This is a genomic window from Vibrio sp. 2-1-2a (assembly GCF_032648565.1).
In the GTDB taxonomy this organism is placed as follows: Bacteria; Pseudomonadota; Gammaproteobacteria; order Enterobacterales; family Vibrionaceae; genus Vibrio; species Vibrio diabolicus.
This window is the reverse complement of record NZ_WBOH01000004.1, coordinates 473,743-498,359: the sequence shown is the minus strand read 5'-3', so window position 1 is coordinate 498,359 and position 24,617 is coordinate 473,743. Positions and strand designations below refer to the sequence as shown.

Sequence of the window (24,617 nt, the reverse complement as noted above, 5' to 3'; positions counted from 1 at the left end):
GCTCCTTTTTGATCTGGTTTTTAATAAGAGGTTTGCCATGTCTACCGTCGAGCAGACACAACCTTTAATTAGTCATTTGTTGGAGCTTCGCAACCGACTACTGCGCTCAATTTTGGCAGTGTTGGTGGTGTTTGTCGGACTAATTTATTTCTCTAACCACATTTACGAGTTTGTTTCCGCACCTTTAGTAGAGCGTCTACCTGAAGGCGCAACCATGATTGCTACGGATGTGGCTTCACCCTTTTTCACGCCACTGAAGTTGACGTTAATCGCTTCGGTATTTATTGCGGTGCCGTTTATTTTGTATCAAGTTTGGGCCTTTGTTGCTCCTGGCTTATACAAACATGAGCGTCGTTTGATCATGCCGTTGCTGTTCTCTAGTTCGCTATTGTTCTACTGTGGAGTGGCATTTGCCTACTTTGTGGTATTCCCATTGGTGTTTGGCTTCTTTACCGCTATCTCTCTTGGTGGGGTAGAGTTTGCAACTGATATCTCGAGTTATCTCGACTTTGTGCTGGCGCTATTTATGGCGTTTGGTATCGCATTTGAGGTGCCTGTTGCGATCATTTTGTTGTGTTGGACTGGGGCCACCACACCAGAAGATCTAAGACAGAAACGGCCTTATATCATTGTGGCGGCGTTTGTCGTAGGTATGGTGTTAACGCCACCAGACATGATCTCGCAAACCTTACTCGCTATTCCGATGTGTTTACTGTTTGAAGTCGGTTTATTCTTTGCGCGTTTTTATACGCGTCGAGGCGAAGAGGCAGAAGCGGAAACCGAAGAATAAGTTTACTGTAGATGTAAAAAGCGGCTCAATTGAGCCGCTTTTTTTGCGGTTGGTTTGTTTCTTGGGCTAATTACTTAACTTTCATGACGTAACCACACTTTGTGCATACGTATACTTCCTTGATGCCCAGCAGCTTTTGAAAAAAACTGCGCGGTACGCGTTGTAAGTAAGCACCATGTGTACACACTTCAACTTCCATATTCATGCTGTTTTACATTTGTGCTAATTAATGGGCATAAAGCAGTATAGAAAAAGAATATGTCTAATTGTCGACAGTTTTGCAAAACAGACGAAGTAAAGTGGCGATATGAGAGGTAAGTAGAGTTGCTAGTTAATTATTATGTTTATCAATAACTTTGTGTGGGTTGTTCTATTATTTCAATAGGTTGAATCATTCATTCAATAGTTTAGGTAATAAAAAAGCGACGTTGATTTCGTCGCTTTTTTCAATTTTCGTGAATTAAATATTAAACAGCTTTTTGGCATTTTCAGTCGTTATGGCATCGATAGTTGCGACATCGACATCACGCAAGTCGGCAACACGTTGTGCAACGAGAGAAGTGTAGGCTGGTTCATTACGCTTACCACGGTGCGGTACTGGCGCTAAGTATGGACAATCGGTTTCTAAAATGACCCACTGCATATCCAAATGTGGAATGACTTTATCCATCCCGCCATTCTTAAAGGTCGATACGCCACCCAAGCCTAAGTGGAAGCCTAGCTCATTGATTGCTTGCGCTTCTTCTAAGCTGCCTCCAAAACAGTGGAATACACCACGCAGACGACCATCTTGCTCTTGTCTTAGCAAGGTGAGTGTTTCTTCAATCGAATCACGAGTGTGGATAACGACTGGTAAATCCATCTCTTTTGCCCAGTTTAGCTGAGTCACGAATGCCATCTCTTGCTCGGCGCGATAGGTTTTGTCCCAATACAGGTCGATACCAATTTCGCCCACCGCAATAAACTTGTGTTTCTCAAACCAGCCGCGGATGATTTCCAACGTTTGCTCAACGTTGTTATCCACATAGCAAGGGTGGAGTCCCATCATTGAGTGGCACACGTCAGGATATGCCGCTTCGGTTTGTAGCATGGGCTCAATAGAGTCCAGATCGATGTTTGGCAACAGGATCTTATTAATGCCTTGCGCTAAGGCGCGTTGTACTACTTCATCGCGGTCGTTATCAAATTCGCTGGCATAGATGTGCGCGTGGGTATCGATCATCGTTACTCTCTGTGCTTCATGATTGGTTTCGTATTCGAAGTATACTTGAGTGTGAGTGCTGGGTCATTTTCAGTTTTTTTCATTACCTTTTTCCAGATTGTCACTCGCAACATGCATCAAGAGTGATATGATTTTGTTCACCAGATGATTTGATCATCATAACCGTCCAGACAAGGAGAAAATGGTGTCTGTATCAATTCAAGGTCCATTCCCTGCACGCCGTATGCGTCGTTTACGTAAGCACGATTTTAGTCGTCGTTTGATGGCTGAGAACCAACTTTCTGTTAATGATCTGATTTACCCAATGTTCATCCTAATGGGTAAAGATCGTCGTGAGAGCGTGGAGTCCATGCCGGGTGTAGAGCGTTTGTCGATTGATTTAATGCTAGAAGAAGCGCAATACCTTGCAAATCTAGGCGTTCCAGCAATCGCGCTTTTCCCTGTCGTAAACCAAGACGCTAAAAGCTTATGTGCTACTGAAGCCTACAACCCAGAAGGTTTGGTTCAGCGAGCAGTACGAGCGCTTAAAGAACACATTCCTCAAATTGGTGTAATCACAGACGTGGCACTTGACCCATTCACGACGCACGGCCAAGACGGCATCATCGATGAAGATGGCTACGTAATGAATGATGAAACCACGGAAGTACTGGTTAAGCAGGCTTTGTCTCACGCTGAAGCGGGTGCTGACGTTGTCGCGCCTTCGGACATGATGGATGGCCGTATTGGTAAGATCCGCGAAGCATTAGAAAATGCGGGCTACATTCATACACAAATCATGGCTTACTCGGCTAAATACGCATCGAACTACTACGGACCATTCCGTGATGCGGTTGGCTCCTCTTCAAATCTAAAAGGCGGCAACAAGAAAAACTACCAAATGGACCCAGCAAACATTGATGAAGCGATTCACGAAGTGGCGCTAGACATCAATGAAGGTGCGGACATGGTGATGGTTAAACCTGGTATGCCATACTTAGATGTAGTTCGCCGAGTAAAAACTGAACTTCAAGTACCGACATTTGCTTATCAAGTATCTGGCGAGTACGCGATGCATAAAGCGGCGATCATGAATGGCTGGCTCAAAGAGCGCGAAATTGTGATGGAATCACTACTGTGCTTCAAACGTGCAGGTGCTGACGGCATCTTAACGTACTTTGCGAAAGATGTGGCTGAGTGGTTGGCAGAAGAGAATGCACAAACTGCTCAACACCTAAATCGTACTCCGGAAGCGACTGAAGAGTAATTATCGCTCAGTGAGAAACACCAGACCAACAAGAGTTGTTCGTCTGTATATACCCAAGTAACCTCAGGCGGATTACAACAGTAACAATCCAAGGTGCTTGGGTATTTTTATTTTGGAGAAGAGAACAATGACAATGCTGATTCGTGAAGGCACATTGGAAGAAGCACTTCAAGTTGTGGCACGTGTTACCGAATTTTCGAAAGGAGAAACGGTAGACTCCATGACTCAACGTTTAGAAGAGAAAAACAGTTTAATCCTCGTTGCAGAAAAAAATGGCACGATTGTCGGCTTCAAAATAGGTTACGAATTAGAGGATGGTGTTTTCTATAGCTGGTTGGGTGGTGTCGTTCCTGAGGCTCGAAATGAAGGCGTGGCACAATTGCTTTTGGAAGCACAAGAAGATTGGGCGGCTGAGCAAGGCTATAACACGTTAAAAGTGAAATCTCGAAATCAGTTTCCTGCTATGCTTCGATTGTTATTGAGAAATGGCTATATCATTGAAAAATTTGAAGAAAAAATTAATCTTCGTGAATCTCGAGTTCATTTCATTAAAGCGATGTGAAAATAAATGAGATTTTTTCTCATTTAACTGTTGACTACGAAATGAGAATCATTATTATTAAGCCTGTCTTAGGGAATGAGGAAGAGTTCACAAGGACGTTGAATGACTTATTAACAGAAGTTGATTAACTGAAAGTTGAGAAGTGATGAAACATTTTTCCGAGAACTTGCACGAATTCTTTTTGACACGACATTGCTCACATTGCTTCCAGTGTAATTTATAGCTTCTTGGTTAAGCTGCTCTATTTACAGAATTTGCTTTACCACTTCTGCTAGGCGACCCCATTCGGGTCGCTTTTTTCTTTTCTACGATTTCTATTTGACGTCACTATTCGTATTTTTTCCACACACGATGATCATTTAAGGATCGTTGATCTTCTCGCCGTTTTATAAAATAAATATTTAAAAACAATAGCTTACCTTGTGTGTTTTTTGTGTTTTCTATCATTGGATAACCAGTGGATAATTTCTATAAACAGAGTTATCCACAGGGTGAGGTTGTCTTCGTGAATAAAATCGAAAAATTTACGCGACCTAGATCGAGCGAACAAGATAGATTCGGATCAGCAGTCATGGCATCCTAGGCAGATCTCTCAAGTACTGAATTGGATACAGACAATTATGGCAAGTATTCCTGAAAATCCGTTGATCCTTATCGACGGCTCTTCTTACCTATATCGCGCTTTTCACGCCTACCCGGGCACCATGAGCAATGGTGAAATTCCAACTAATGCCGTTTACGGTGTCGTGAACATGTTACGCAGCATGATGCGTCAGTTTGCGTCTGAGCGCATCGCGGTGGTTTTCGATGCGAAGGGAAAAACCTTCCGTGATGATATGTATGCAGAATACAAAGCTAATCGTCCGCCAATGCCGGATGATCTGCGTTGCCAAATTGAACCATTGCACAATGTTATTCGCGCGATGGGTTTACCACTGATCTGTGTTCCTGGTGTCGAAGCGGATGACGTCATTGGTACGTTGGCGCATCAAGCATCACAAAAGGGCATGCCTGTATTGATCAGTACTGGTGATAAAGACATGGCGCAGTTGGTGGATGATAATATTACCCTGATCAACACCATGACGAACGTCGTGATGGATCGTGAAGGTGTGGTTGAAAAGTTTGGCATTCCACCTGAGTTAATCATCGACTACCTAGCGCTGATGGGCGATAAAGTAGATAACATCCCTGGTGTGCCAGGCGTGGGTGATAAAACAGCGACCGCACTACTGCAAGATATTGGCGGTCTGACTAAGCTGTATGAAAATCTCGATGACATTGCTGCGCTCGGTTTCCGTGGTTCTAAAACCATGGCGAAGAAGCTCATCGACAACAAAGAAAATGCCATGCTGTCGTACGAGCTCGCGACCATTAAATTGGATGTTGAACTTGAAGAAACGCCAGAATCACTGCTGAAAGCGGAACCAAATAAAGACGAACTAGTGAAGCTGTATGGCCAACTGACGTTTAAATCTTGGTTGAACGAACTACTTGAAGGCGGTTCTGGGTCGGTAGAAGCTGTTGAGCTTGCTGGCTCTGCTCAAGCCTCTGCTTCTCATGCCGAGATGGAAACTTCCGCAGTGACAATCGACCGCAGCCAATATGAAACGATTCTGGATGAAGAAACCTTCAATGCGTGGCTAGACAAACTTCAAACGGCCGAGTTGTTTGCGTTTGATACGGAAACCGACAACCTAGATTACATGCTAGCGAACCTGGTTGGTTTGTCATTCGCTGTCGATGAAGGCATTGCCGCTTATGTGCCTGTTGCACATGACTACCTAGATGCACCTGAACAGCTTGATCGTGATTGGGTTCTAGGACAGCTTAAGCCAATTCTTGAAGATGCAGCGAAAGCAAAAGTTGGTCAAAACTTAAAGTATGATGCGTCTGTATTGGCTCGTTATGATATTGAGCTAAAAGGTATCAAGCACGACACGATGTTGGAATCGTACATTTACAACAGTGTCGGCGGTAAACACGATATGGACAGCTTGGCGCTGCGCTTCCTACAGCATAGTTGCATTTCTTTTGAGCAAATTGCAGGTAAAGGCAAAAATCAGCTTACGTTTAACCAAATCGAGTTGGAACAAGCATCGCCATACGCGGCAGAAGATGCGGATGTGACCCTTCGTCTGCACAATCGCTTGTTTGCGAATATCGAGCAGGATGAAAGCCTGAAGACAGTGTACGAAGAGATTGAAATGCCGTTGGTGCCAGTTCTTTCGCGCATTGAACGCACCGGGGTCTTTATTGACGAAATGAAGCTGAGTGCGCAGTCGGTAGAGATTACCGCTCGCCTTGATGAGCTTGAAAAGAAAGCGTATGAAATTGCAGAGCAAGAGTTCAACATGAACTCGCCAAAGCAATTACAAGCCATCCTATTTGAAAAAATGGGTTTACCGGTGGTGAAGAAAACGCCATCAGGTACACCATCGACGAATGAAGAAGTGCTACAAGAGCTTGCCTTAGATTACCCACTGCCAAAATTGATTTTGGAATATCGCGGTTTGGCGAAGCTTAAATCGACGTACACGGACAAGCTGCCGAAGATGATCAACCCAACAACAGGGCGTGTGCATACTTCTTACCATCAAGCAGTAACCGCAACAGGTCGTCTATCTTCTACCGATCCGAACTTACAAAACATTCCAATTCGTAACGAAGCCGGCCGTCGTATTCGCCAAGCGTTTGTCGCACCATCTGGGCATAAGATCTTAGCGGTCGACTACTCGCAAATCGAACTGCGCATCATGGCTCACCTTTCTGGCGACCAAGCGTTATTAGATGCCTTCCGTGATGGTAAAGACATTCACGCGGCAACTGCGGCAGAAATTATGGGTCTGGATATTGAACAAGTATCGAGCGAGCAGCGTCGTCGTGCTAAAGCCGTTAACTTCGGGCTTATCTATGGCATGAGTGCATTTGGTTTGGCGAAGCAGCTTGGTATCCCTCGCGGCGAAGCACAAGCCTACATGGATAAATACTTTGAGCGTTACCCTGGCGTTATGCAGTACATGGAAGACACGCGCAGCACGGCTGCAGATAAGGGCTATGTTGAAACGATTTTTGGTCGACGTTTGCATTTACCAGAAATCAAATCGCGCAACGGGATGCGTCGTAAAGCTGCTGAACGTGCGGCAATCAACGCACCGATGCAAGGTACAGCTGCGGACATCATTAAGAAAGCGATGCTGTTGGTTGATCAGTGGATTCAGGAAGAAGGCAATGGCCGTGTGAAGTTGTTAATGCAAGTACACGATGAATTGGTCTTTGAAGTTGAAGAGTCATCATTGTCCGAAATTGAAAGTAAAGTACAGAAATTGATGGAATCTGCAGCAGAGCTAAAAGTACCATTGGTTGCAGAGGCAGGGCACGGTGACAACTGGGATCAAGCTCATTAGTCACTTTTAGACCAAAATAACCAATTAATTATGAGCCAGCGCACAAACGCTGGCTTTTTTTTGCGATTAAAAAAGCTAGCGTAAAGTTAACTTTGATGTTGCTTAATAAAAATTTCATGAAAAAAAACTACAAAAATTCTTTGCAATTCTGACCAATTGTTGTACATTAATACTCGTAGGGTACAGAGGTAAGATGTTCTATCTTTCAGACCTTTTGTTTCACGTTATTGGATTAGGCTGATTCAGCCGCCCCAGTCAGATTTTGACTGGGGCGTTTTTTATTGGGCGAAAGAAAATTTTTCTTTTTGTTCAATGTGTTGGGTTGGTAATGACTTGTCTTTATATTTCTCCCATCTTTAACCTATTGTCTACACTCCAATTTTCTTCAAAAACTCGCAAACTATTCAGTCTGTAAATTTATACCAATCACACTATGATTTTTTCTTGAAGGAAACTAAGTTGAAGGGGAAATGGGTAGGTTTCTGTCTAACTTGTTGAATTGTATTTTCTTTATTGGTTATGGTTGTGAGTTAATTAAGCGAAGGCTAAAGTTAGGCGGCTTTTTAAGCTATTGAAATCATCCGATAGTTCAGCAATGCTTCGTCACATAACAATAATTACCAATTTTTCTCTCCCGTTATCCCTGCCAGGAAGGTGGGGATTTTTATTGCCTGTTATTTAGCTCAGATAAACAAAAGCCCCACCAAATGGTAGGGCCGTTTCGAAAAAATTTAACAAATATTGTTAATTATTCTTCGTCGCTTGCTGGGGTATCCAGTTCGCCTTCTTCTATCAGGTGTGCGAGCGCCGGTGCAAACCAGGTATCCAGTTTTGCGCGCAGCTGATCAACGCCTAACCCTTTAAGGGAAGAGAACACATCAACGGAAACGTCGCCACCGAAAGTTTCCACCTGTTTGCGAACTTTCAGCAGGGTTTGTTTGCGTGCGCCACTTTTTAGTTTATCTGCTTTGGTTAGCAAAACTTGCACAGGAATGTGGCTATCGATGGCCCAGAAAATCATTTGCTGGTCGAGATCTTTCATTGGATGACGAATGTCCATCAGAACCACTAAGCCTTTTAGGCACTCGCGTTTCTGTAGGTATTCACCTAAAGATTTCTGCCATTTGTTTTTCATCTCTACCGGTACTTGAGCAAAACCGTATCCAGGTAGATCGACAATGTGACAACCTTCTTCTACTTTGAAAAGGTTGATTAATTGCGTACGACCAGGTGTCTTTGATGTCTTGGCTAAGCTTTTTTGATTAGTTAGACGGTTAAGTGCACTCGATTTACCAGCGTTTGAGCGTCCTGCAAACGCAATTTCGACACCTTCGTCTTCCGGTAGGTGACGAATATCGGGTGCGCTGGTGATGAAATGCGTATTTTGGTAATGAATTTTTACGCTCACTGTTAACTCCATCTCGACTTTGTGTAGTCGATTGATTACTTTTTTGTGAAAATGTGTAAAATAACCGTGCTCGGCATAAGGTCGCCTATTGTACCATGAGTGTACGCGGTATGTTCACATTCCGTGGTACTGGAAGCTTGATAATTATAATGGAATGTCATGAAGAAATTAGCGCTAATTTTGAGTCTTTTAGCCAGTTGCTCAGTATGGGCCCAAGGTAATATTGAGGCTGGTAAAGCAAAATCACAAACCTGTGTCGCCTGTCACGGAGCAGATGGCAACAGTGCAATAACAACGTACCCGAAACTCGCAGGCCAACACGCTAAGTATCTTGAGAAGCAGTTAAAAGAACTTAAGCTAGGCATGACAAGTGGTGGTAAACAAGGTCGTTACGATCCTGTAATGAGTGGTATGGCAATGCCACTGAGCGATGAAGATATCGCAGACCTATCTGCTTACTACGCTTCGCTACCAGTTTCAGAAAACTCAACACCTGAAGATGTGGTAGCAAAAGGCAAAACGCTTTATACCGCTGGTGATGCCGAGCGTGGCCTAACCGCATGTATTGCATGTCATGGTCCTCGTGGCAATGGTACTGAGCTTTCAGGTTTCCCGAAAATTTCTGGTCAGCATGCTGACTACATCAAAGCTCAGCTAGAAAAATTCCGTGATGGCGACCGTGGTAATGATATGAATGCCATGATGCGCGACATCGCGAAGAAAATGACAGACGAAGATATCGAAGTGCTGTCTAAATACGTTGGCGGTCTGCACTAATATACCTAAATCGCTCAAGATCCTGCATCTTGAGCTGGTTGGGTAGATGTCCCTACATCGTTCGAGCAACTTATACAAAAATGCCCTAGTGAATTCGCTAGGGCATTTTTGTTCGTGACAAATATCACAGTCGACTTTGAGTTCGAAAGCGATAGTTAGCTCGGTAGTTTGTGAGACATTTGCCATACTTGATGTTGGCTTTTTCTTGTTGGTGTTTTTAAGTTTTTGATTAAATGATAATTTTGATGTTTTAGAAAAATAGGCGGATTATTTTTTCAACCCATTACTTGTGAGCACCGCGGGATGGCGTAAAGTAGAAGTTGTTCACAGGGGGGTGAATGTAAGGATTTAAGACCACGGTTTAGGTCTCCAAGGATGTAGCTCGGATGCTTGGTGATTTAGAAAGGGATTTAGATAGGTAGGGAGCCTATCAGATAAGGATGGTCATCTCGTCTGACGGTTAAGACAGTGAAACGGATCAGGCACAGGAAGTTGCTCAGTAGACAGGAAGTAAACGGATAGCCAAAACTCATCAGGAAGATGAAAAACAACTCTTTTTGGCAGGGAAAGCTCGAAAAACAAAGGGAACATTGATGCACCAAATGCGTGCAACACAGTTTCGCCAATTGATGGCACTTAGAAAGCGACAGTCTGACTGTCGCTTTTTTTATATCCGTTGACTTGCTCAGTCGTAACTTGAATTGAGATTACTGCACTTATTTAGCTTTATAGGTTGTAAACAAAGTTTTTTAACAAAAATTGCTGAAAAAATGCTCAGCAACACTCCAATCTGAGTTCACTTTCTGGTATGTTTCGCATCCCTGTTTGAGGAAGTCAGCATGCATACCTGTCCTTTATGCCAAAATCAGCGTACTCACCACTATTTTGAAGATAAGCGACGTGAATATCTTCAATGTGAGCAGTGCTGTTTGGTGTTCGTGAATCCAGACCAACGTTTGGATGCGGAAACCGAAAAAGCTCACTATGATTTGCATGAGAACAACCCTGAAGATTTAGGTTACCGACGCTTTTTGTCGCGTATTGCTGACCCGATCACAGAGCGAATTTCTCCACAATCAAATGGTATCGACTTTGGTTGTGGTCCTGGCCCAACGCTCTCCTTGATGCTGGAAGAGGCGGGGCACAACATGGCGTTGTACGATCTCTACTACCACCCTGATACGTCGGTTTTAGATAAAACGTATGACTTCATGACAGCAACAGAGGTGATAGAGCACCTCTACCACCCAGATTTGGTGTGGAAGCAATGGTTGAATTTAGTTAAGCCAGGGGGCTGGATAGGCCTGATGACGAAAATGGTCATCGATGTGGAGGCTTTCAAATCATGGCATTATAAGAACGATCTCACTCATGTAGTGTTCTTTAGTCGTGACACGTTCCAGTTCCTAGCAGAGCGGGATAAGCTCGAACTCGAATTTATTGGTAATGATGTAATTTTACTGAGGAAACCCCAGTAATGAGCCGTAGTAAAAAATCTAGAAAGCCAGGTGCCGCTGGCGCACCTGAGTTTGTTGTAACTCGTAACCGTACAGAGTCTGATGTGGAAGGCCGCCTACGCAAGCGTGCTAAAAAGCGCAAAGGCTTGAAAACGGGTAACCGTAACTCAGAAGTTAACGAGCAGAAAAAGCAAGCTGCTGCACAAAACCGCGACCCGCGTTTAGGCAGTAAAAAGAAAATTCCTCTGGTTGTTGAGCCTGCGAAGAAAATGACGAAGCAAGAGCGTCGTTTGTCGGCAGAGCAAGAACTAGAGATGCTAGAAAATGACGCGCAATTGAACGTGTTGCTAGACCGTATTGAAGCGGGTGAAAACCTAGGCACAGGTCTACAGAAATACGTCGATGAGAAGCTCGACCGCATTGAGAAGCTAATGGACCAACTAGGTTTGTTGGAACCTGAAGAAGAGGAAGACTTCACTGCTCCTGCTGAGAAAAGCACGCGCAATGATGATGACTTGCTGGCAGATTTCGACGACATTAACTTCGACGACTACAAAGGATAATTAAGCTATGAATGTAACCTTATTAGCTATTGCTGGTGTTGTGATTATCATCGCACTTGCTTCTTATGCAGGTTACCTTCTGCTTCAATTGAAAAAGCAAAAGGAATTGCAGCTAAAGCATCAAAAATTGGCGATAGATAAACGTAACGCCAACATTTTTGAGAATGTGCATACCTTGTGTCAGGCGGGTATTCAAGGCCAATGCGATTTATCTGAAATCAGTATTCGTGTGTATAACATCATGGATTATGTACAAGGTGAAGACCGTGTCGATTTCGATAAAACGTACCCTGCAATTTCTGAGCTTTACCATATCGTGAAAGATATGGCGCGTGGTGAAGAACGCCAACAACTTGCCAAGAAAGAGCGTATGCAACAGAACTTGACGCGTCATAAAGCGGAAAGCCGCCTCACTGACGCGATTATTGAGGAGCTCAAAGTGTTGCAGAAAAACGTCCAGCCACTGAATAATCAAATCAATATTCAGATGATTTAATAGTTACCCCCAATGGTTTCCTTATGACTGTTGGGGGTATCGTGATCACGCTAGCACTTCTTTAGTTTTATAATTAAAAAGCCAGTCGGCGTTGCCACGCTTGTCATCGTCGTATGGCAAAATAGCGGCTCTGAATATCGGGTGACGGCTTTCGTTGCCCTAGCATTTAACGGAAAGTACCACCATGTCGAATCAACACACTGAATCGAAGCAGCAAATCGTCTGGGATCAAGCGGTATTGGATAAGTACAACTATTCCGGTCCTCGCTACACGTCGTACCCAACGGCGCTGGAGTTCCATGAAGCGTTCACCATTTCTGATTATGATATGGCATGCACTCAGTACCCAGACCGCCCATTATCGCTGTACGTGCACATTCCGTTCTGTCACAAGCTTTGTTACTACTGTGGTTGTAATAAAGTCATCACGCGCCACTCGCACAAAGCGGACGAATACCTCGATGTGCTTGAGCATGAGATTCGTCAACGTGCAGCCTTATTGGTGGGCAGAACGGTAACGCAATTGCACTTTGGTGGTGGTACGCCAACGTTCCTTTCTGAAAAGCAAATTACACGCGTAATGAGCCTGTTGCGCCAAGAGTTTACCTTTAGCAGTGATGCTGAAATCAGTATCGAAGTTGACCCGCGTGAAATTCAGATCACCATGCTGGATCACCTGCGTAGCGAAGGCTTTAACCGCTTGAGCATCGGTGTTCAGGACTTCAACAAAGAAGTGCAAAAACTGGTGAACCGTGAGCAAGATGAAGAGTTCATCTTTGCGATGGTTGCGCGCGCAAAAGAGTTGGGTTTCCGTTCGACAAACCTAGATCTGATCTACGGCTTGCCAAAGCAAACCAAAGCCTCTTTTGCCAAGACGTTAGAACAAGTACTGGAAATGCAGCCGGGCCGTCTATCCGTGTTTAACTACGCGCACATGCCACAGCTATTTGCAGCGCAGCGTAAGATTAAAGACGAAGATCTGCCTAAAGCAGAAGAGAAGATGGCGATTCTGCAAGACACCATCGCGACACTGACTGGTGCTGGCTACCAGTTCATCGGTATGGACCATTTTGCATTGCCTGATGACGAACTTGCCGTTGCTCAGCGCGAAGGTATTTTGCATCGCAACTTCCAAGGCTACACCACACAAGGTGAATGTGATTTGGTTGGCTTTGGTGTCTCTGCAATCTCGATGATCGGCGATGCATACGCGCAAAACCAGAAAGAGCTGAAGAAATACTACGCTCAAGTCAACGAACTTCGTCACGCACTGTGGAAAGGGGTCTCGCTGGACTCTGATGATTTGCTACGTCGCGAAGTGATCAAGCAGCTGATTTGTAATTTTAAACTAGACAAGAAAGCGATCGAGTCTGAGTTTAAAGTGAAGTTTGATCAGTACTTTAAAGAAGACTTGCAGCTACTTCAGACCTTCATCAACGATGAGCTGGTGGAAGTGGATGACAATGAAATTCGTGTGACGCTGCGAGGTCGTTTGCTGATCCGTAATATTTGTATGAGCTTCGATAAGTACCTGCGAGCGAAGGCGCGTCAGCAACAATTCTCTCGTGTTATCTAATCATAGACGCCGATTCAAGATATAAAAAATGCCAGCAGATGCTGGCATTTTTTATGTTTTCGCTGGATTTAAGCGCGATCTTTTACTTTTGCTTTCAGTTCCGCTTTTTCTGCTTCTGAAAGGAAAGCAATCTCAAGACCATTGATTTGTGCTTGGCGAATCTGGTCTTGGCTCAGACCAGCTGCTGGTGCCGCTACTTCGTATTCGTATGGCAGTTCGATGCCTTCTACCGCTGGATCGTCAGTGTTCAGACACGCAAGAACGCCATGCTCTAGGAACTGTTTGAGAGGGTGGTTTTCTAACGTTTCTACCGTACTTGTTTGGTAGTTTGATGTTAGGCAAGACTCAATACCAATGCGGTTTTCTGCTAGGTAATCCATCAGTTTTGGATCGTGGATCGCTTTTACGCCGTGGCCGATACGAGTTGCGCCCAGCTCATTGATTGCTTGCCACATGCTCTCTGCACCTGCTGCTTCACCAGCATGAACCGTTACCCCAAGGCCAGCATCGCGTACTTGCTTGAAGTGAGATACAAAGCGATCACCCGGTTGGCCCAGTTCGTCACCCGCCAAGTCGACGGCAACGATGTGATCTTTTTGGCTCAGAATGCCGTCCAGTTCTTGTTGGCACGCGTCGGTGCCAAATGTGCGGCTCATGATGCCGATCAGGTTGGCTTTCACGCCAAAATCGCGCATACCCGCTTGCACGCCGTCCACGACTGCTTCAACAACACCCGCTACTGGTAACTTGTGTTTCATTGCCATGTAGTATGGTGAGAAACGCAGTTCAGTGTAATCGATTTGAGCGTTTAGTGCGTCTTCTACGTTTTCGTACGCCACACGACGACATGCATCTAGGTCGCCCAGTACCGCAACACCCCAGTCGAGCTTAGAAAGGAAAGCAACAAGAGAGGGTTCCGCTTCGACAATTTGAACGTGAGGAGTTAGAGACTCAATATCGTACGCTGGCAGAGCAATACCAAATTTTTGGCCAAGCTCAAGAATCGTTTTAGTACGAATGTTACCGTCTAGGTGGCGGTGCAAATCAGTAAGAGGAAGGTTCTTCGTTATCATTATGTCGATCCGGATAGTTATGAACTGGAACAGGGCCCAAACATCATCTGTGACAATACATGGGTAAGATTTGCAGTTAAGTATAAATAACAGTTAGGTAGATTGTCAGTAGAGGATGACTAGGAAATCAACGATTCTCGCTCTTTTCTACTTCATGTTAACCAAATGTGTTGGCCACTCTTCTAGTGGCATTGGACGACTGTAATAGAAGCCTTGCACTTGGTTGCAGCCTAAAGAGCGCAGTAATTGTGCTTGATTGCTATCCTCTACGCCTTCTGCGACGACATTGGTTTTGAGGCCTGCGGTGATATTGATGACCGCAGCAACGACCGAACTGTCTAAGTTTTCTTGCGTGAGTTGATTGATGAAGGTGCGATCAATCTTCAAACAAGTAAATGGCAGTGAGTGAAGATAACCCAGTGATGAGTAACCGGTACCGAAATCATCGATCGCGATACCAATCCCCATATCACGCAGTTTGGTCATATTTTCCAGCGTGGTTGGTGCGCTATCAATAATGCGCGACTCGGTGATCTCCAGTGTTAGATTACTGGCGGGTAATTTCGTGGTATCCAATACGTTGGTCACCGTATCGACAAAATCAGGGCAGGACAGTTGATTAACGGAGATGTTCACATGTAGTTGGAAGTCTGATGGCCACTGATTACTTTGAATGGCTTGGTATGTATCGCGGCAAGCTTGTAACAGAATTTGTTGGCCAATGGCTTTGATCATGCCGCTTTCTTCTGCGATTGGAATAAAATCTAATGGTGACACCATTCCTGAGTCACTGTGCCAGCGCGCCAGCGCTTCTGCGCCACACACATTACCACTAGCGAGATCCACAATAGGTTGATAATGAGGGACAAACTCTTGGTTTTCGATGCCAGTTTGAATCTTAGTCAGCATTTGGGTGCGGAACTTTGAAGCGCTTGCCAGTTCAGGGCTGTAATGACAGACACCGGTCAGTGAGTCTTGCTTGGCGTAGCTTAATGCGATGCTGGCGTTGCGAAGCCACAGCGGCATGGTTTCATTTGGTTGGGTTTGCACAATGCCAAGTGAAATCTTCATCACTACATTCTCACCTTCCACCATAAATGGGGTGGAAAAGAGTTGCTGTAATCGACGCTCGGTTTGTTTAACTTTGGCTTCCGTATCGGCGTTTGAGAGAAACACTGCGAACTCATCACCACCAATCCGAGCCAGTAACGCGTTATCACTAAACTCTTGTTTTAGCCTTTCTGCGATGCTGACCAACAGTTGATCACCGTTATGATGACCCACACTGTCGTTGATATCTCTAAATTTGTTGATACCAAGTAAAAATAAACTGCCGTGGCACAGGTGAGATTGGTTCTCACAGATTTCGACCAAGCCTTGACGACTGTATAAGCGTGTCAGAGAGTCATAAACCAACTGCTCACGCAACGCTTTAAATGAGGCTCTGAGGTTACTCGTCATCTCATTAAAGGCATGCACAAGTACCGTTGTCTCATACACATAACCAGGTTTTGGCATACTGCTGTCCCAATCGCCATTCGCAAGGTGTTGGGCGGCGTCAGCCGTCGCGTTAATCGGCCTGGTGACTCGGTTGAAAATGATCCAACTGATGGCGATACCAAATAAGCTGACGATAAACCCGACTAGCCAACTCTTTTGTTGGCTTTTCGGCAATGTACCCAGCAACTCGGATTCAGATATAGAGGTGCCAATAAACCATGTTAAACCGTTTTGATCTCGGTATGGGGTTAGTCGGCTGAAAATACGTTGGCCGTCATGCTCAAATGAAAAGGTGTAAGGTTGCTTAGTATTGTTGAGATCAAACGACCGAACGCGGCTCGCACTGATTTTGATGATCGGATCTGCGTTTTCAGCCGCAAACAAACGCTGCCCTTTATCAGAAAACTTTGTACCCCATGAGATGACGCTTCCCGGGCCTGAGTGAGCGATTAAACGATGCTCTGGGTCCATGATGTAGACCGAAGCTTTGGTGTTGTATTTTAACTCACGTAGAAATTCGTTAAATGTGTTGATGCGAATGTCTGTCACCAACACGCCAGCAAATTGGTCGTGTTTATACACCGGTGTCATGGCTGACAGCGTAATATCCTGGCGTTCATCGGCATTCGTATAAATCTCAGACCACATCGAGGTTTGAGTCTCTGCGACGGGCGTATACCATGGACGAGTGCGAGGGTCGTATGGAGAGATAACCGTTCGAATGCTATTACTTACATGGTTGGTGCCATAAATAATCAGATCACCATCGGTATATCGATCTTGAACCATTAAGGTGTAATCGTCGGAAAGCTCGCGGCGGAACCCGGCAAAGTCACCGCTTTCTGAACCAAATGCGATGACATCCAACTGCGGTATCGATTGGTAAAGGTTTTTGAATGCACTCAGCAGGTAGCTTTGAATATCTGAGGTATCGTGAGGGTGGTAAAGGTTGTGATAGCTGACGTTATGCGCGAGAGCCATAACCGCAGTAAACGGCTTGCGCAGATAGCTATTAAGGTGGTCGTGGACACTTTCGGTTAACACGGAAAGTTGTTTGTCGCTGATATCTGTGACCACTTCTTCGTAGCTTTGCTTTTGGACGTAGACAATGACACCGATCGCCAGTAAGAAGATCATGACAAATGGAATGAGAACAGCGGTACGCAGTGTAATTTGAGTCGTAGCAGTAGACATTGCCTAATCACATAGATGGTGGTGCGCCACAATTGTACTGATATTTTTGTTAATATCGAGTGACAAACGACTCTCGTTGTTAACGCACCACGTAAGTGATTGTCAGTACAATTCTTTTAATTTTCTGGTAAGCGTGTTTCGCCCCCAGCCTAATACTTTAGCGGCATCTTGCTTGTGACCTTTAGTGTGCTCCAAAGCGGCCTCTAATAAAATGCGCTCAAATTCTGGTAAAGCATAAGAAAGCAGTTCTTTATCTCCTGCCGCGAGTGATTGACGTGCCCAATCCGCCAATTGTTCTTGCCAGCTGCCATGCTCAGAGTCCGAAATGGATTTTTTCTCTTCGAGCAGTTCGCTTGGTAAGTCGTTTGGCAATACCTCGCTACCACTGGCCATGACGGTTAACCAACGGCAAATATTCTCTAATTGACGCACGTTGCCCGGCCAATCAAGGCGGTTAAGAATTTCAACGGTCGACGGATGCAGAGTTTTGGTTTCGACCCCCAGCTCATCAGCCGCTCGGATAAGAAAATGCTGCGTAAGTTTTTCGATGTCTTGCTTACGTTCACGCAATGCCGGAATCTGCACTCGAATCACGTTCAAGCGATGGAATAAGTCTTCACGGAAATCGCCTTCATGCACCAGCTTTTCTAAATTCTGGTGTGTTGCCGCGACAATCCTTACGTCGACGCTGATTGGGGAGTGACCGCCCACTCGATAAAACTGTCCGTCGGCCAGAACACGCAGCAAACGGGTTTGAATATCTAACGGCATGTCACCGATTTCGTCTAAAAATAGGGTGCCGCCATTGGCTTGTTCGAATCGACCCTGACGAACATTGTTCGCCCCGGTAAATGCCCCTTTTTCATGACCAAACAACTCTGACTCAATCAGATCTTTGGGAATCGCCGCCATATTGAGTGCAATAAAAGGTTTGTTGGCGCGAGGACTATGGCGGTGCAACGCATGAGCAACGAGCTCTTTACCCGTGCCCGATTCACCGTTAATCAATACTGAAATTGAGGAGCGAGAAAGACGACCAATGGCTCGAAATACTTCTTGCATGGCTGGCGCTTCACCGATGATTTCTGGCGTTTCCGCAGGAATGTCTTCTGGAGAGAGTTGCTCACGTTTATTTTCGTGACTGTGTGCAATCGCTCGTTCAACCAGAGTTAAGGTTTCATCGATATCAAAAGGTTTTGGTAAGTATTCAAAGGCGCCTTTTTGGTACGCATTCACTGCCGCATCCAAATCCGAGTGGGCGGTCATGATAATCACGGGAAGGTCTGGGTAATCGCGCTGTACTTGTTTTAGCAGCTCTAATCCATCAATGCCCGGCATGCGAATGTCCGATACCAGCACATCTGGTACTTCGCGTTCGAGCGCCATCAAAACGCTTTCCCCATCGGCATAGGTTTCGCATTTTATGTTGGCAGAGGAGAGCGTTTTCTCCATCACCCAGCGAATGGAACTGTCGTCATCAACGACCCAAACATATCCTTTACTCATGTAGTAATCCTTGCAGCAAACCGAAAAATTGATGCGACTTGAAGTCCATTAGCGCAATCAGATCGGCAAATAAATAGTAAATGTTGTGTGACCAGGCCAGCTTTCTACGTCTATTTTTCCATTATGCTGGTCGATCAAATTTTGTGAAATAGACAGCCCTAAGCCAGTTCCTCCCTCGCGGCCACTGACCATGGGATAGAACAGCGTGTCTTGTAATTCCGGTGGAATGCCTGGGCCGTTGTCTGTGATTTCGACACGCGCAGCGAGTTTACAGCGTTTGCCGTGAATATTAGCTTGATGCACCGTTCTGGTGCGAATGGTGATTTTACCGTGTTCTTGATGGCTAAGAATTTGCGCTGCATTACTGACGATATTAAGCATCGCCTGTTCGATTTGGTCCGCATCCATCAAAATTTCTGGCAAGCTCGGGTCGTAATCGCGTTCAATCACGATTGAACGTTGCGATTCTAATTCAACCAACTGGCGAACCTTTTCCAGAATTTGATGCAAGTTTTCTTGTGTCTTCTTACCTGGCTTTTGTGGCCCGAGTAATCGATCAACGAGCGCTCTTAAACGGTCGGCTTGCTCAATAATGATGTGCGTATACTCGGTGAGAGAGGGATCTGGCAGCATTTTTTCTAGCAATTGTGCTGCACCACGTAATCCACCTAGCGGGTTTTTGATCTCATGTGCAAGCCCTCGGACTAACAGTTTCGCCGCTTGTTGCTGGGCGTGCTGGTTCAGTTCTTGAGAGAGTCGGCGCTGTTGATCAATTTTGCGCATCTCGACGAGTAACATCAGTTGTTTTTGCCAAGTGATTGGGCTAACTGTCACCTCTAGCATTAAGGGGCGGCCATCAACAACGAAAGTGACGTCACTGTCGGTGATGCTTTGGCCACTTTGCAATGGTTGAGTGAGCAGCGCGAGATCTAGCGACGCATGTTGAATCAATTGAGAAAGCGATTGTTCAACAATACGTTTCGCGCTTTGAGAAAACAGCAACTCGGCAGCCGGATTGGCATAACGGATAGCCAATCCATCATCAAGAATCAGCGTTGCTGTCACCATGTTGTTGAGAATGGCACTAGGAAGACTGGTATCCACATTACGTCCTTGTTTTGCTTTAAGATTGTGCGCTGCACAATAATGGTGCAATTGAACGTTAAGTATGGCGAATAAATCTCAGAAGAAAAAGTGAAAAGCACCGCAGTGATGCTATTTTTTTCACCAGATATTCTATTTTGCCCCTTTTACGGTCGGCTTAACACTTGCTCTATGTAAATGCACCGTTATAGGGCTAGTAGATGCAATAAGCTTGCCGCTTCTTTTCGCGTGCACGGCCAGTGTGTGGGTGCCTCGGTCAATATTGTTTAACTGCCACATCATATGGCTTTGGGGCGCACCATAAGGTTTTCCGTCGAGCAGCAGTTGCAACTGTTCGCCGATACCAAGCTTGCGATTGGTTTCCAGTTGAATATTGATGATGCCTCGGTTGCTGCGGATGGTTTCGTTATGTTGAGGAGTCAGCATCGAGAGCTTTAATGGGAGAGGTTTATCGGTTTTCTTTTCCGGCTTGTCTTGTGGCTCTTTCGATGGCTTGGTCTGAGGGGCGAGTGTTTCCGTGCTTTCTACCTTAGGAGCGGGTGCGCTGGCTTCAAGGTTTGGCAGCGCGATGGCTTTTGCACCTTGGTTTGGCGTATCACTAAAATGAACCACGCCATTTTTATCTACCCATGTATAAGCAACCTGCGCTGATGCGATGGAGGCGATTAACAATCCGCTGAGAGCACATAGCGATGGAATAAGCTGAACTTTCATTGCTCACCTTCTTTTGATCGATGATTTCACGTTTCAATGGCTTAGCTCTTTGACCTACAAGGTAAAAAGCCCAAGCGTATTTTTATTATCCCCTCATGTTAAACGTCGAATCTTGACTGACGAATACAAAAAAGGCCCGCCTGCGAGGCGAGCCTAATATTTTGTTGCTGTGTTTACATTTTACACAGTGTCGACCTTATACAGAGTAGTAAAGTTCGAATTCAACTGGGTGAGTTGTCATGTTCACGCGCTCTACGTCCTGAGATTTCAGCTCGATGTAAGAGTCGATGAAGTCGTCAGAGAATACACCACCCGCTGTTAGGAATTCACGGTCAGCATCTAGCTCTGCTAGTGCGTCTTTCAGTGAGTATGCAACCGTTGGGATTTCTGCTGCTTCTTCTGCTGGTAGATCGTAAAGGTCTTTATCCATTGCTTCGCCTGGGTGGATCTTGTTCTTAATACCGTCAAGACCAGCCATTAGCATTGATGCAAAGCATAGGTATGGGTTAGCCGCTGGGTCACCAAAGCGAACTTCGATACGACGTGCTTTCGGGCTTGGTACCACTGGGATACGGATTGAAGCAGAGCGGTTACGTGCAGAGTAAGCAAGCATAACTGGCGCTTCGAAGCCTGGTACAAGACGTTTGTACGAGTTTGTTGATGGGTTAGCAAATGCGTTGATTGCACGAGCGTGTTTGATGATACCGCCAATGTAGTAAAGCGCCATTTCAGATAGACCGCCGTACTTGTCACCAGCAAATAGGTTTACACCATCTTTCGCTAGAGATTGGTGAACGTGCATACCGCTACCGTTGTCACCAACAAGTGGTTTAGGCATGAACGTCGCTGTTTTACCAAACGCGTGAGCAACGTTGTGTACAACGTACTTGTAGATTTGGATTTCGTCAGCTTTGGTTGTTAGCGTGTTGAAACGAGTTGCGATTTCGTTTTGACCCGCTGTTGCCACTTCGTGGTGGTGTGCTTCAACAACAAGACCCATCTCTTCCATTACTAGACACATAGCAGAACGGATATCTTGAGATGAATCCACTGGAGCTACAGGGAAGTAACCACCTTTAACGCCTGGACGGTGACCTTTGTTACCTTCTTCGTAATCAGAACCTGTGTTCCATGCTGCTTCTACGTCATCGATCTTGAAGAAAGAGCCTGACATGTCAGTCGCGAATTTCACGTCGTCAAATAGGAAGAATTCTGGCTCAGGACCGATAAGTACAGTATCTGCAACGCCAGTAGAGCGCATGAAGTCTTCAGCGCGTTTTGCGATAGAACGTGGGTCACGGTCGTAGCCTTGCATTGTTGCCGGCTCTAAGATGTCACAACGGATGTTTAGTGTTGCGTCTTCCGTGAATGGGTCAAGCACAGCAGAAGATGCGTCAGGCATCATTACCATGTCTGATTCGTTGATACCTTTCCAGCCAGCAACTGATGAACCATCGAACATTTTACCTTCTTCGAAGAAGTCTGCGTCGATTTGGTGAGCAGGGATCGAAATGTGCTGCTCTTTACCTTTTGTATCAGTGAAGCGTAGGTCAACAAACTTAACTTCGTTTTCTTGGATCAGCGATAGAACGTTTTCTACTGACATCTTGGATAACCTCCAGTGTTAATAAGCGGTAAAAGCTCGATTTATGAATTATTCATGAAACCTGGCATTGATTAATCAATTTGACTTTTCATTAATCGATGCTGTTTTAACTAAAGCCAAAACCGTGCCAAAAAAAATATTCCATTAATTTCAAACAATTGTGTTTTTTGGCGCTAGCTTGGTGCAGATGATTGCACCAAAATGATCTTTACTCGCACCATTGTGGTGCGGAAAATCATTATTGCACCATAATGTGACAGGCGCATTGCTTATTCAGCCCAGTTTTTGAGCAAGAGTCAATTTGAATTATGCATCGATTGGAATAAAGTTGCGTTTAATCAATTCGTTCTGAGGAAGAAAATGGGCATTAAGCGTAAAAATCGCAGAAATGCTCGGGAGTAGATCACATATTTCTAGGCTTTTTGCTAAAATCTGGTACATTATGGCCGTTTTTTTAATCAGCAAATGTCGCCAGAGAGCACCCGTTCTCAGCGTGGGGGCATTTCATCTATCTAAGTGAATCAATATCCATGGCTACTCCACAGATTGATAAATTAAGAAATATCGCGATCATCGCGCACGTTGACCACGGTAAAACCACGTTGGTTGACAAGCTGCTACAACAATCAGGCACGCTTGAGTCTCGCGGTGAAGCTGAAGAGCGAGTCATGGACTCGAACGACATCGAGAAAGAGCGCGGTATTACCATTCTTGCTAAAAACACAGCAATCGACTGGAACGATTACCGTATCAACATCGTAGATACTCCGGGACACGCGGACTTCGGTGGCGAAGTTGAACGTATCATGTCGATGGTAGACTCTGTACTACTTATCGTTGACGCGGTTGATGGTCCAATGCCTCAAACGCGTTTCGTAACACAAAAAGCGTTTGCTCATGGTCTAAAACCAATCGTTGTTATCAACAAGATTGACCGCCCTGGCGCACGTCCTGATTGGGTTATGGACCAAGTGTTCGACCTATTCGACAACCTAGGTGCTTCTGACGAACAGTTAGACTTTAAAGTGGTTTACGCTTCTGCTCTTAACGGTTGGGCTTCTCTAGAAGAAGGCGAAACTGGCGAGAACATGGAACCGCTATTCGAAACTATTGTTGGCGAAGTAGCTGCACCAGAAGTTGACCTAGATGGTCCACTACAGATGCAAATCTCTCAGTTGGATTACAGCTCTTACGTTGGCGTTATCGGCGTTGGCCGTGTAACTCGTGGTAGCGTTAAGCCAAACCAGCAAGTAACGGTTGTTGGTGCAGACGGCAAAACTCGCAACGGTAAAGTGGGCACAGTAATGGGCTACCTAGGCCTAGAGCGTCACGAAGTTGAGCAAGCTAACGCGGGTGATATCATTGCAATCACTGGTCTTGGCGAGCTTAAAATCTCTGACACTATCTGTGCACAAAACGCAGTAGAAGCACTACCAGCACTGTCTGTTGATGAACCAACAGTAACCATGACGTTCCAAGTAAACACGTCTCCATTCGCTGGTAAAGAAGGTAAGTTCGTCACTTCACGTAACATCCTTGAGCGTCTAGAGAAGGAACTGGTACACAACGTTGCACTGCGCGTTGAACAAACCGACGATCCAGACAAATTCCGCGTATCAGGCCGTGGTGAGCTTCACCTGTCTATCCTGATCGAAAACATGCGTCGTGAAGGCTTCGAGCTTGCCGTATCTCGTCCAGAAGTAATCATCAAAGAAGAAGATGGTCAGCTAATGGAACCGTTTGAAACGGTAACCATCGACGTAATGGAAGAGCACCAAGGCGGTATCATGGAGAATATCGGCCTACGTAAAGGTGAGCTGAAAGATATGGCTCCAGACGGTAAAGGCCGTGTACGTATGGACTTCATCATGCCATCTCGTGGTCTGATCGGCTTCCAAACGGAATTCATGACACTGACTTCTGGTTCTGGTCTTCTATACCATACGTTTGACCACTACGGCCCACACAAAGGCGGTAACATCGGTCAGCGTATCAACGGTGTTCTGATTGCTAACGCTGCGGGTAAAGCGCTAACTAACGCACTGTTCAACCTTCAAGAACGTGGTCGTCTATTTATCGGTCACGGTGTGGAAGTTTACGAAGGCATGGTTATCGGTATTCACAGCCGCGACAACGACCTAACAGTAAACGCACTGAAAGGTAAGCAGCTAACCAACGTTCGTGCATCTGGTACAGATGACGCACAGGTTCTAACTCCGCCAATCATCATGACGCTAGAGCAAGCGCTTGAGTTCATCGATGATGACGAGCTAGTAGAAGTAACACCTGAAAGCATCCGTATCCGTAAGAAATTCCTAACGGAAAGCGATCGTAAACGTGCTTCTCGTGGCGCGAAATAATTTTCGTTAAGCGATTCAATTAAGAAGAAGCCCTGAGTTATGCTCAGGGTTTTTTG

Annotated in this window: 18 protein-coding genes; 10 read left to right on the top strand and 8 right to left on the bottom strand. The window is 45.3% G+C overall.

Features of this window, described 5'->3' with window-relative positions; translation table 11 throughout:
* Window positions 1-37 precede the first annotated feature (37 nt).
* Window positions 38-790 (top strand): twin-arginine translocase subunit TatC, encoded by a 753-nt coding sequence (gene tatC, locus F7Y48_RS14075; protein WP_005394442.1) that lies wholly within the window; start codon window positions 38-40, stop codon window positions 788-790.
* 460 nt (window positions 791-1,250) lie between these two features.
* On the opposite strand, the gene F7Y48_RS14070 is transcribed toward tatC, so the two are convergent.
* Window positions 1,251-2,012, bottom strand: a complete 762-nt coding sequence (locus F7Y48_RS14070) for a TatD family hydrolase (RefSeq protein ID WP_006741775.1) — start codon at window positions 2,010-2,012, stop codon at window positions 1,251-1,253.
* 184 nt (window positions 2,013-2,196) lie between these two features.
* On the opposite strand from F7Y48_RS14070, the gene hemB reads away from it, so the two are divergent.
* The 3 genes from hemB (at window position 2,197) to polA (ending at window position 7,227) form a co-directional block, all read left to right on the top strand.
* Window positions 2,197-3,258, top strand: a complete 1,062-nt coding sequence (gene hemB / locus F7Y48_RS14065) for a porphobilinogen synthase (RefSeq protein WP_031777176.1) — start codon at window positions 2,197-2,199, stop codon at window positions 3,256-3,258.
* Between the two features lie 127 nt (window positions 3,259-3,385).
* Window positions 3,386-3,820, top strand: coding sequence for a GNAT family N-acetyltransferase (locus tag F7Y48_RS14060; protein WP_012841227.1), 435 nt, complete (start codon window positions 3,386-3,388; stop codon window positions 3,818-3,820).
* 620 nt (window positions 3,821-4,440) lie between these two features.
* Window positions 4,441-7,227, top strand: coding sequence for a DNA polymerase I (gene polA, locus F7Y48_RS14055; RefSeq protein ID WP_316684785.1), 2,787 nt, complete (start codon window positions 4,441-4,443; stop codon window positions 7,225-7,227).
* A 748-nt stretch (window positions 7,228-7,975) separates the two neighbouring features.
* Here the strand turns inward: polA and yihA are convergent.
* Window positions 7,976-8,635 carry a ribosome biogenesis GTP-binding protein YihA/YsxC gene (gene yihA / locus F7Y48_RS14050; protein ID WP_005394452.1) on the bottom strand — a complete coding sequence of 220 codons (660 nt, stop codon included), beginning with the start codon at window positions 8,633-8,635 and terminating at the stop codon, window positions 7,976-7,978.
* A 159-nt stretch (window positions 8,636-8,794) separates the two neighbouring features.
* On the opposite strand from yihA, the gene F7Y48_RS14045 reads away from it, so the two are divergent.
* The 5 genes from F7Y48_RS14045 (at window position 8,795) to hemN (ending at window position 13,504) form a co-directional block, all read left to right on the top strand.
* Complete coding sequence (locus tag F7Y48_RS14045) at window positions 8,795-9,412, top strand: c-type cytochrome (RefSeq protein WP_005379248.1); 618 nt, start codon at window positions 8,795-8,797, stop codon at window positions 9,410-9,412.
* A gap of 839 nt (window positions 9,413-10,251) precedes the next feature.
* Window positions 10,252-10,890: a class I SAM-dependent methyltransferase gene (locus F7Y48_RS14040; RefSeq protein ID WP_199803651.1), complete on the top strand. Its 639-nt coding sequence runs from the start codon at window positions 10,252-10,254 to the stop codon at window positions 10,888-10,890.
* Entirely contained in the window at window positions 10,890-11,432 is a 543-nt protein-coding gene (gene yihI / locus F7Y48_RS14035) for a Der GTPase-activating protein YihI (protein ID WP_005394455.1), read from the top strand. The genes F7Y48_RS14040 and yihI overlap by 1 nt, the downstream gene beginning before the upstream one ends.
* 7 nt (window positions 11,433-11,439) lie before the next feature.
* Window positions 11,440-11,928 (top strand): DUF2489 domain-containing protein, encoded by a 489-nt coding sequence (locus tag F7Y48_RS14030; RefSeq protein ID WP_005379254.1) that lies wholly within the window; start codon window positions 11,440-11,442, stop codon window positions 11,926-11,928.
* 184 nt (window positions 11,929-12,112) lie between these two features.
* Window positions 12,113-13,504 carry an oxygen-independent coproporphyrinogen III oxidase gene (hemN, locus tag F7Y48_RS14025; RefSeq protein ID WP_005394456.1) on the top strand — a complete coding sequence of 464 codons (1,392 nt, stop codon included), beginning with the start codon at window positions 12,113-12,115 and terminating at the stop codon, window positions 13,502-13,504.
* Between the two features lie 68 nt (window positions 13,505-13,572).
* Here hemN and add read toward each other — a convergent pair whose 3' ends face one another.
* From add to glnA, 6 genes are all read right to left on the bottom strand, one after another.
* The gene (gene add, locus F7Y48_RS14020) at window positions 13,573-14,577 is read right to left on the bottom strand and encodes an adenosine deaminase (protein WP_226421441.1); all 1,005 of its coding nucleotides are present in this window, start codon (window positions 14,575-14,577) and stop codon (window positions 13,573-13,575) included.
* Between the two features lie 147 nt (window positions 14,578-14,724).
* Complete coding sequence (locus F7Y48_RS14015; RefSeq protein ID WP_258507151.1) at window positions 14,725-17,271, bottom strand: EAL domain-containing protein; 2,547 nt, start codon at window positions 17,269-17,271, stop codon at window positions 14,725-14,727.
* Window positions 17,272-17,373: 102 nt separating this feature from the next.
* Window positions 17,374-18,777, bottom strand: a complete 1,404-nt coding sequence (glnG, locus tag F7Y48_RS14010; protein ID WP_005395036.1) for a nitrogen regulation protein NR(I) — start codon at window positions 18,775-18,777, stop codon at window positions 17,374-17,376.
* Between the two features lie 57 nt (window positions 18,778-18,834).
* Window positions 18,835-19,881 (bottom strand): nitrogen regulation protein NR(II), encoded by a 1,047-nt coding sequence (gene glnL, locus F7Y48_RS14005; RefSeq protein WP_012841226.1) that lies wholly within the window; start codon window positions 19,879-19,881, stop codon window positions 18,835-18,837.
* Window positions 19,882-20,013: 132 nt separating this feature from the next.
* Window positions 20,014-20,595 (bottom strand): DUF4124 domain-containing protein, encoded by a 582-nt coding sequence (locus F7Y48_RS14000; protein ID WP_005395034.1) that lies wholly within the window; start codon window positions 20,593-20,595, stop codon window positions 20,014-20,016.
* Between the two features lie 196 nt (window positions 20,596-20,791).
* Window positions 20,792-22,201 carry a glutamate--ammonia ligase gene (gene glnA, locus F7Y48_RS13995; protein WP_005395023.1) on the bottom strand — a complete coding sequence of 470 codons (1,410 nt, stop codon included), beginning with the start codon at window positions 22,199-22,201 and terminating at the stop codon, window positions 20,792-20,794.
* Window positions 22,202-22,731: 530 nt separating this feature from the next.
* On the opposite strand from glnA, the gene typA reads away from it, so the two are divergent.
* Window positions 22,732-24,561, top strand: a complete 1,830-nt coding sequence (typA, locus tag F7Y48_RS13990; protein ID WP_046874152.1) for a translational GTPase TypA — start codon at window positions 22,732-22,734, stop codon at window positions 24,559-24,561.
* The last annotated feature ends 56 nt before the right edge of the window (window positions 24,562-24,617 follow it).

Bases quoted from the DNA above. Each gene is read 5' to 3' on its own strand.
- tatC (WP_005394442.1), top strand. From the start codon at position 38: ATGTCTACCGTCGAGCAGACACAACCTTTAATTAGTCATTTGTTGGAG.
- F7Y48_RS14070 (WP_006741775.1), bottom strand. From the start codon at position 2,012: ATGATCGATACCCACGCGCACATCTATGCCAGCGAATTTGATAACGAC.
- F7Y48_RS14060 (WP_012841227.1), top strand. From the start codon at position 3,386: ATGACAATGCTGATTCGTGAAGGCACATTGGAAGAAGCACTTCAAGTT.
- polA (WP_316684785.1), top strand. From the start codon at position 4,441: ATGGCAAGTATTCCTGAAAATCCGTTGATCCTTATCGACGGCTCTTCT.
- F7Y48_RS14045 (WP_005379248.1), top strand. From the start codon at position 8,795: ATGAAGAAATTAGCGCTAATTTTGAGTCTTTTAGCCAGTTGCTCAGTA.
- F7Y48_RS14040 (WP_199803651.1), top strand. From the start codon at position 10,252: ATGCATACCTGTCCTTTATGCCAAAATCAGCGTACTCACCACTATTTT.
- yihI (WP_005394455.1), top strand. From the start codon at position 10,890: ATGAGCCGTAGTAAAAAATCTAGAAAGCCAGGTGCCGCTGGCGCACCT.
- F7Y48_RS14030 (WP_005379254.1), top strand. From the start codon at position 11,440: ATGAATGTAACCTTATTAGCTATTGCTGGTGTTGTGATTATCATCGCA.
- hemN (WP_005394456.1), top strand. From the start codon at position 12,113: ATGTCGAATCAACACACTGAATCGAAGCAGCAAATCGTCTGGGATCAA.
- add (WP_226421441.1), bottom strand. From the start codon at position 14,577: ATGATAACGAAGAACCTTCCTCTTACTGATTTGCACCGCCACCTAGAC.
- F7Y48_RS14015 (WP_258507151.1), bottom strand. From the start codon at position 17,271: ATGTCTACTGCTACGACTCAAATTACACTGCGTACCGCTGTTCTCATT.
- glnG (WP_005395036.1), bottom strand. From the start codon at position 18,777: ATGAGTAAAGGATATGTTTGGGTCGTTGATGACGACAGTTCCATTCGC.
- F7Y48_RS14000 (WP_005395034.1), bottom strand. From the start codon at position 20,595: ATGAAAGTTCAGCTTATTCCATCGCTATGTGCTCTCAGCGGATTGTTA.
- glnA (WP_005395023.1), bottom strand. From the start codon at position 22,201: ATGTCAGTAGAAAACGTTCTATCGCTGATCCAAGAAAACGAAGTTAAG.
- typA (WP_046874152.1), top strand. From the start codon at position 22,732: ATGGCTACTCCACAGATTGATAAATTAAGAAATATCGCGATCATCGCG.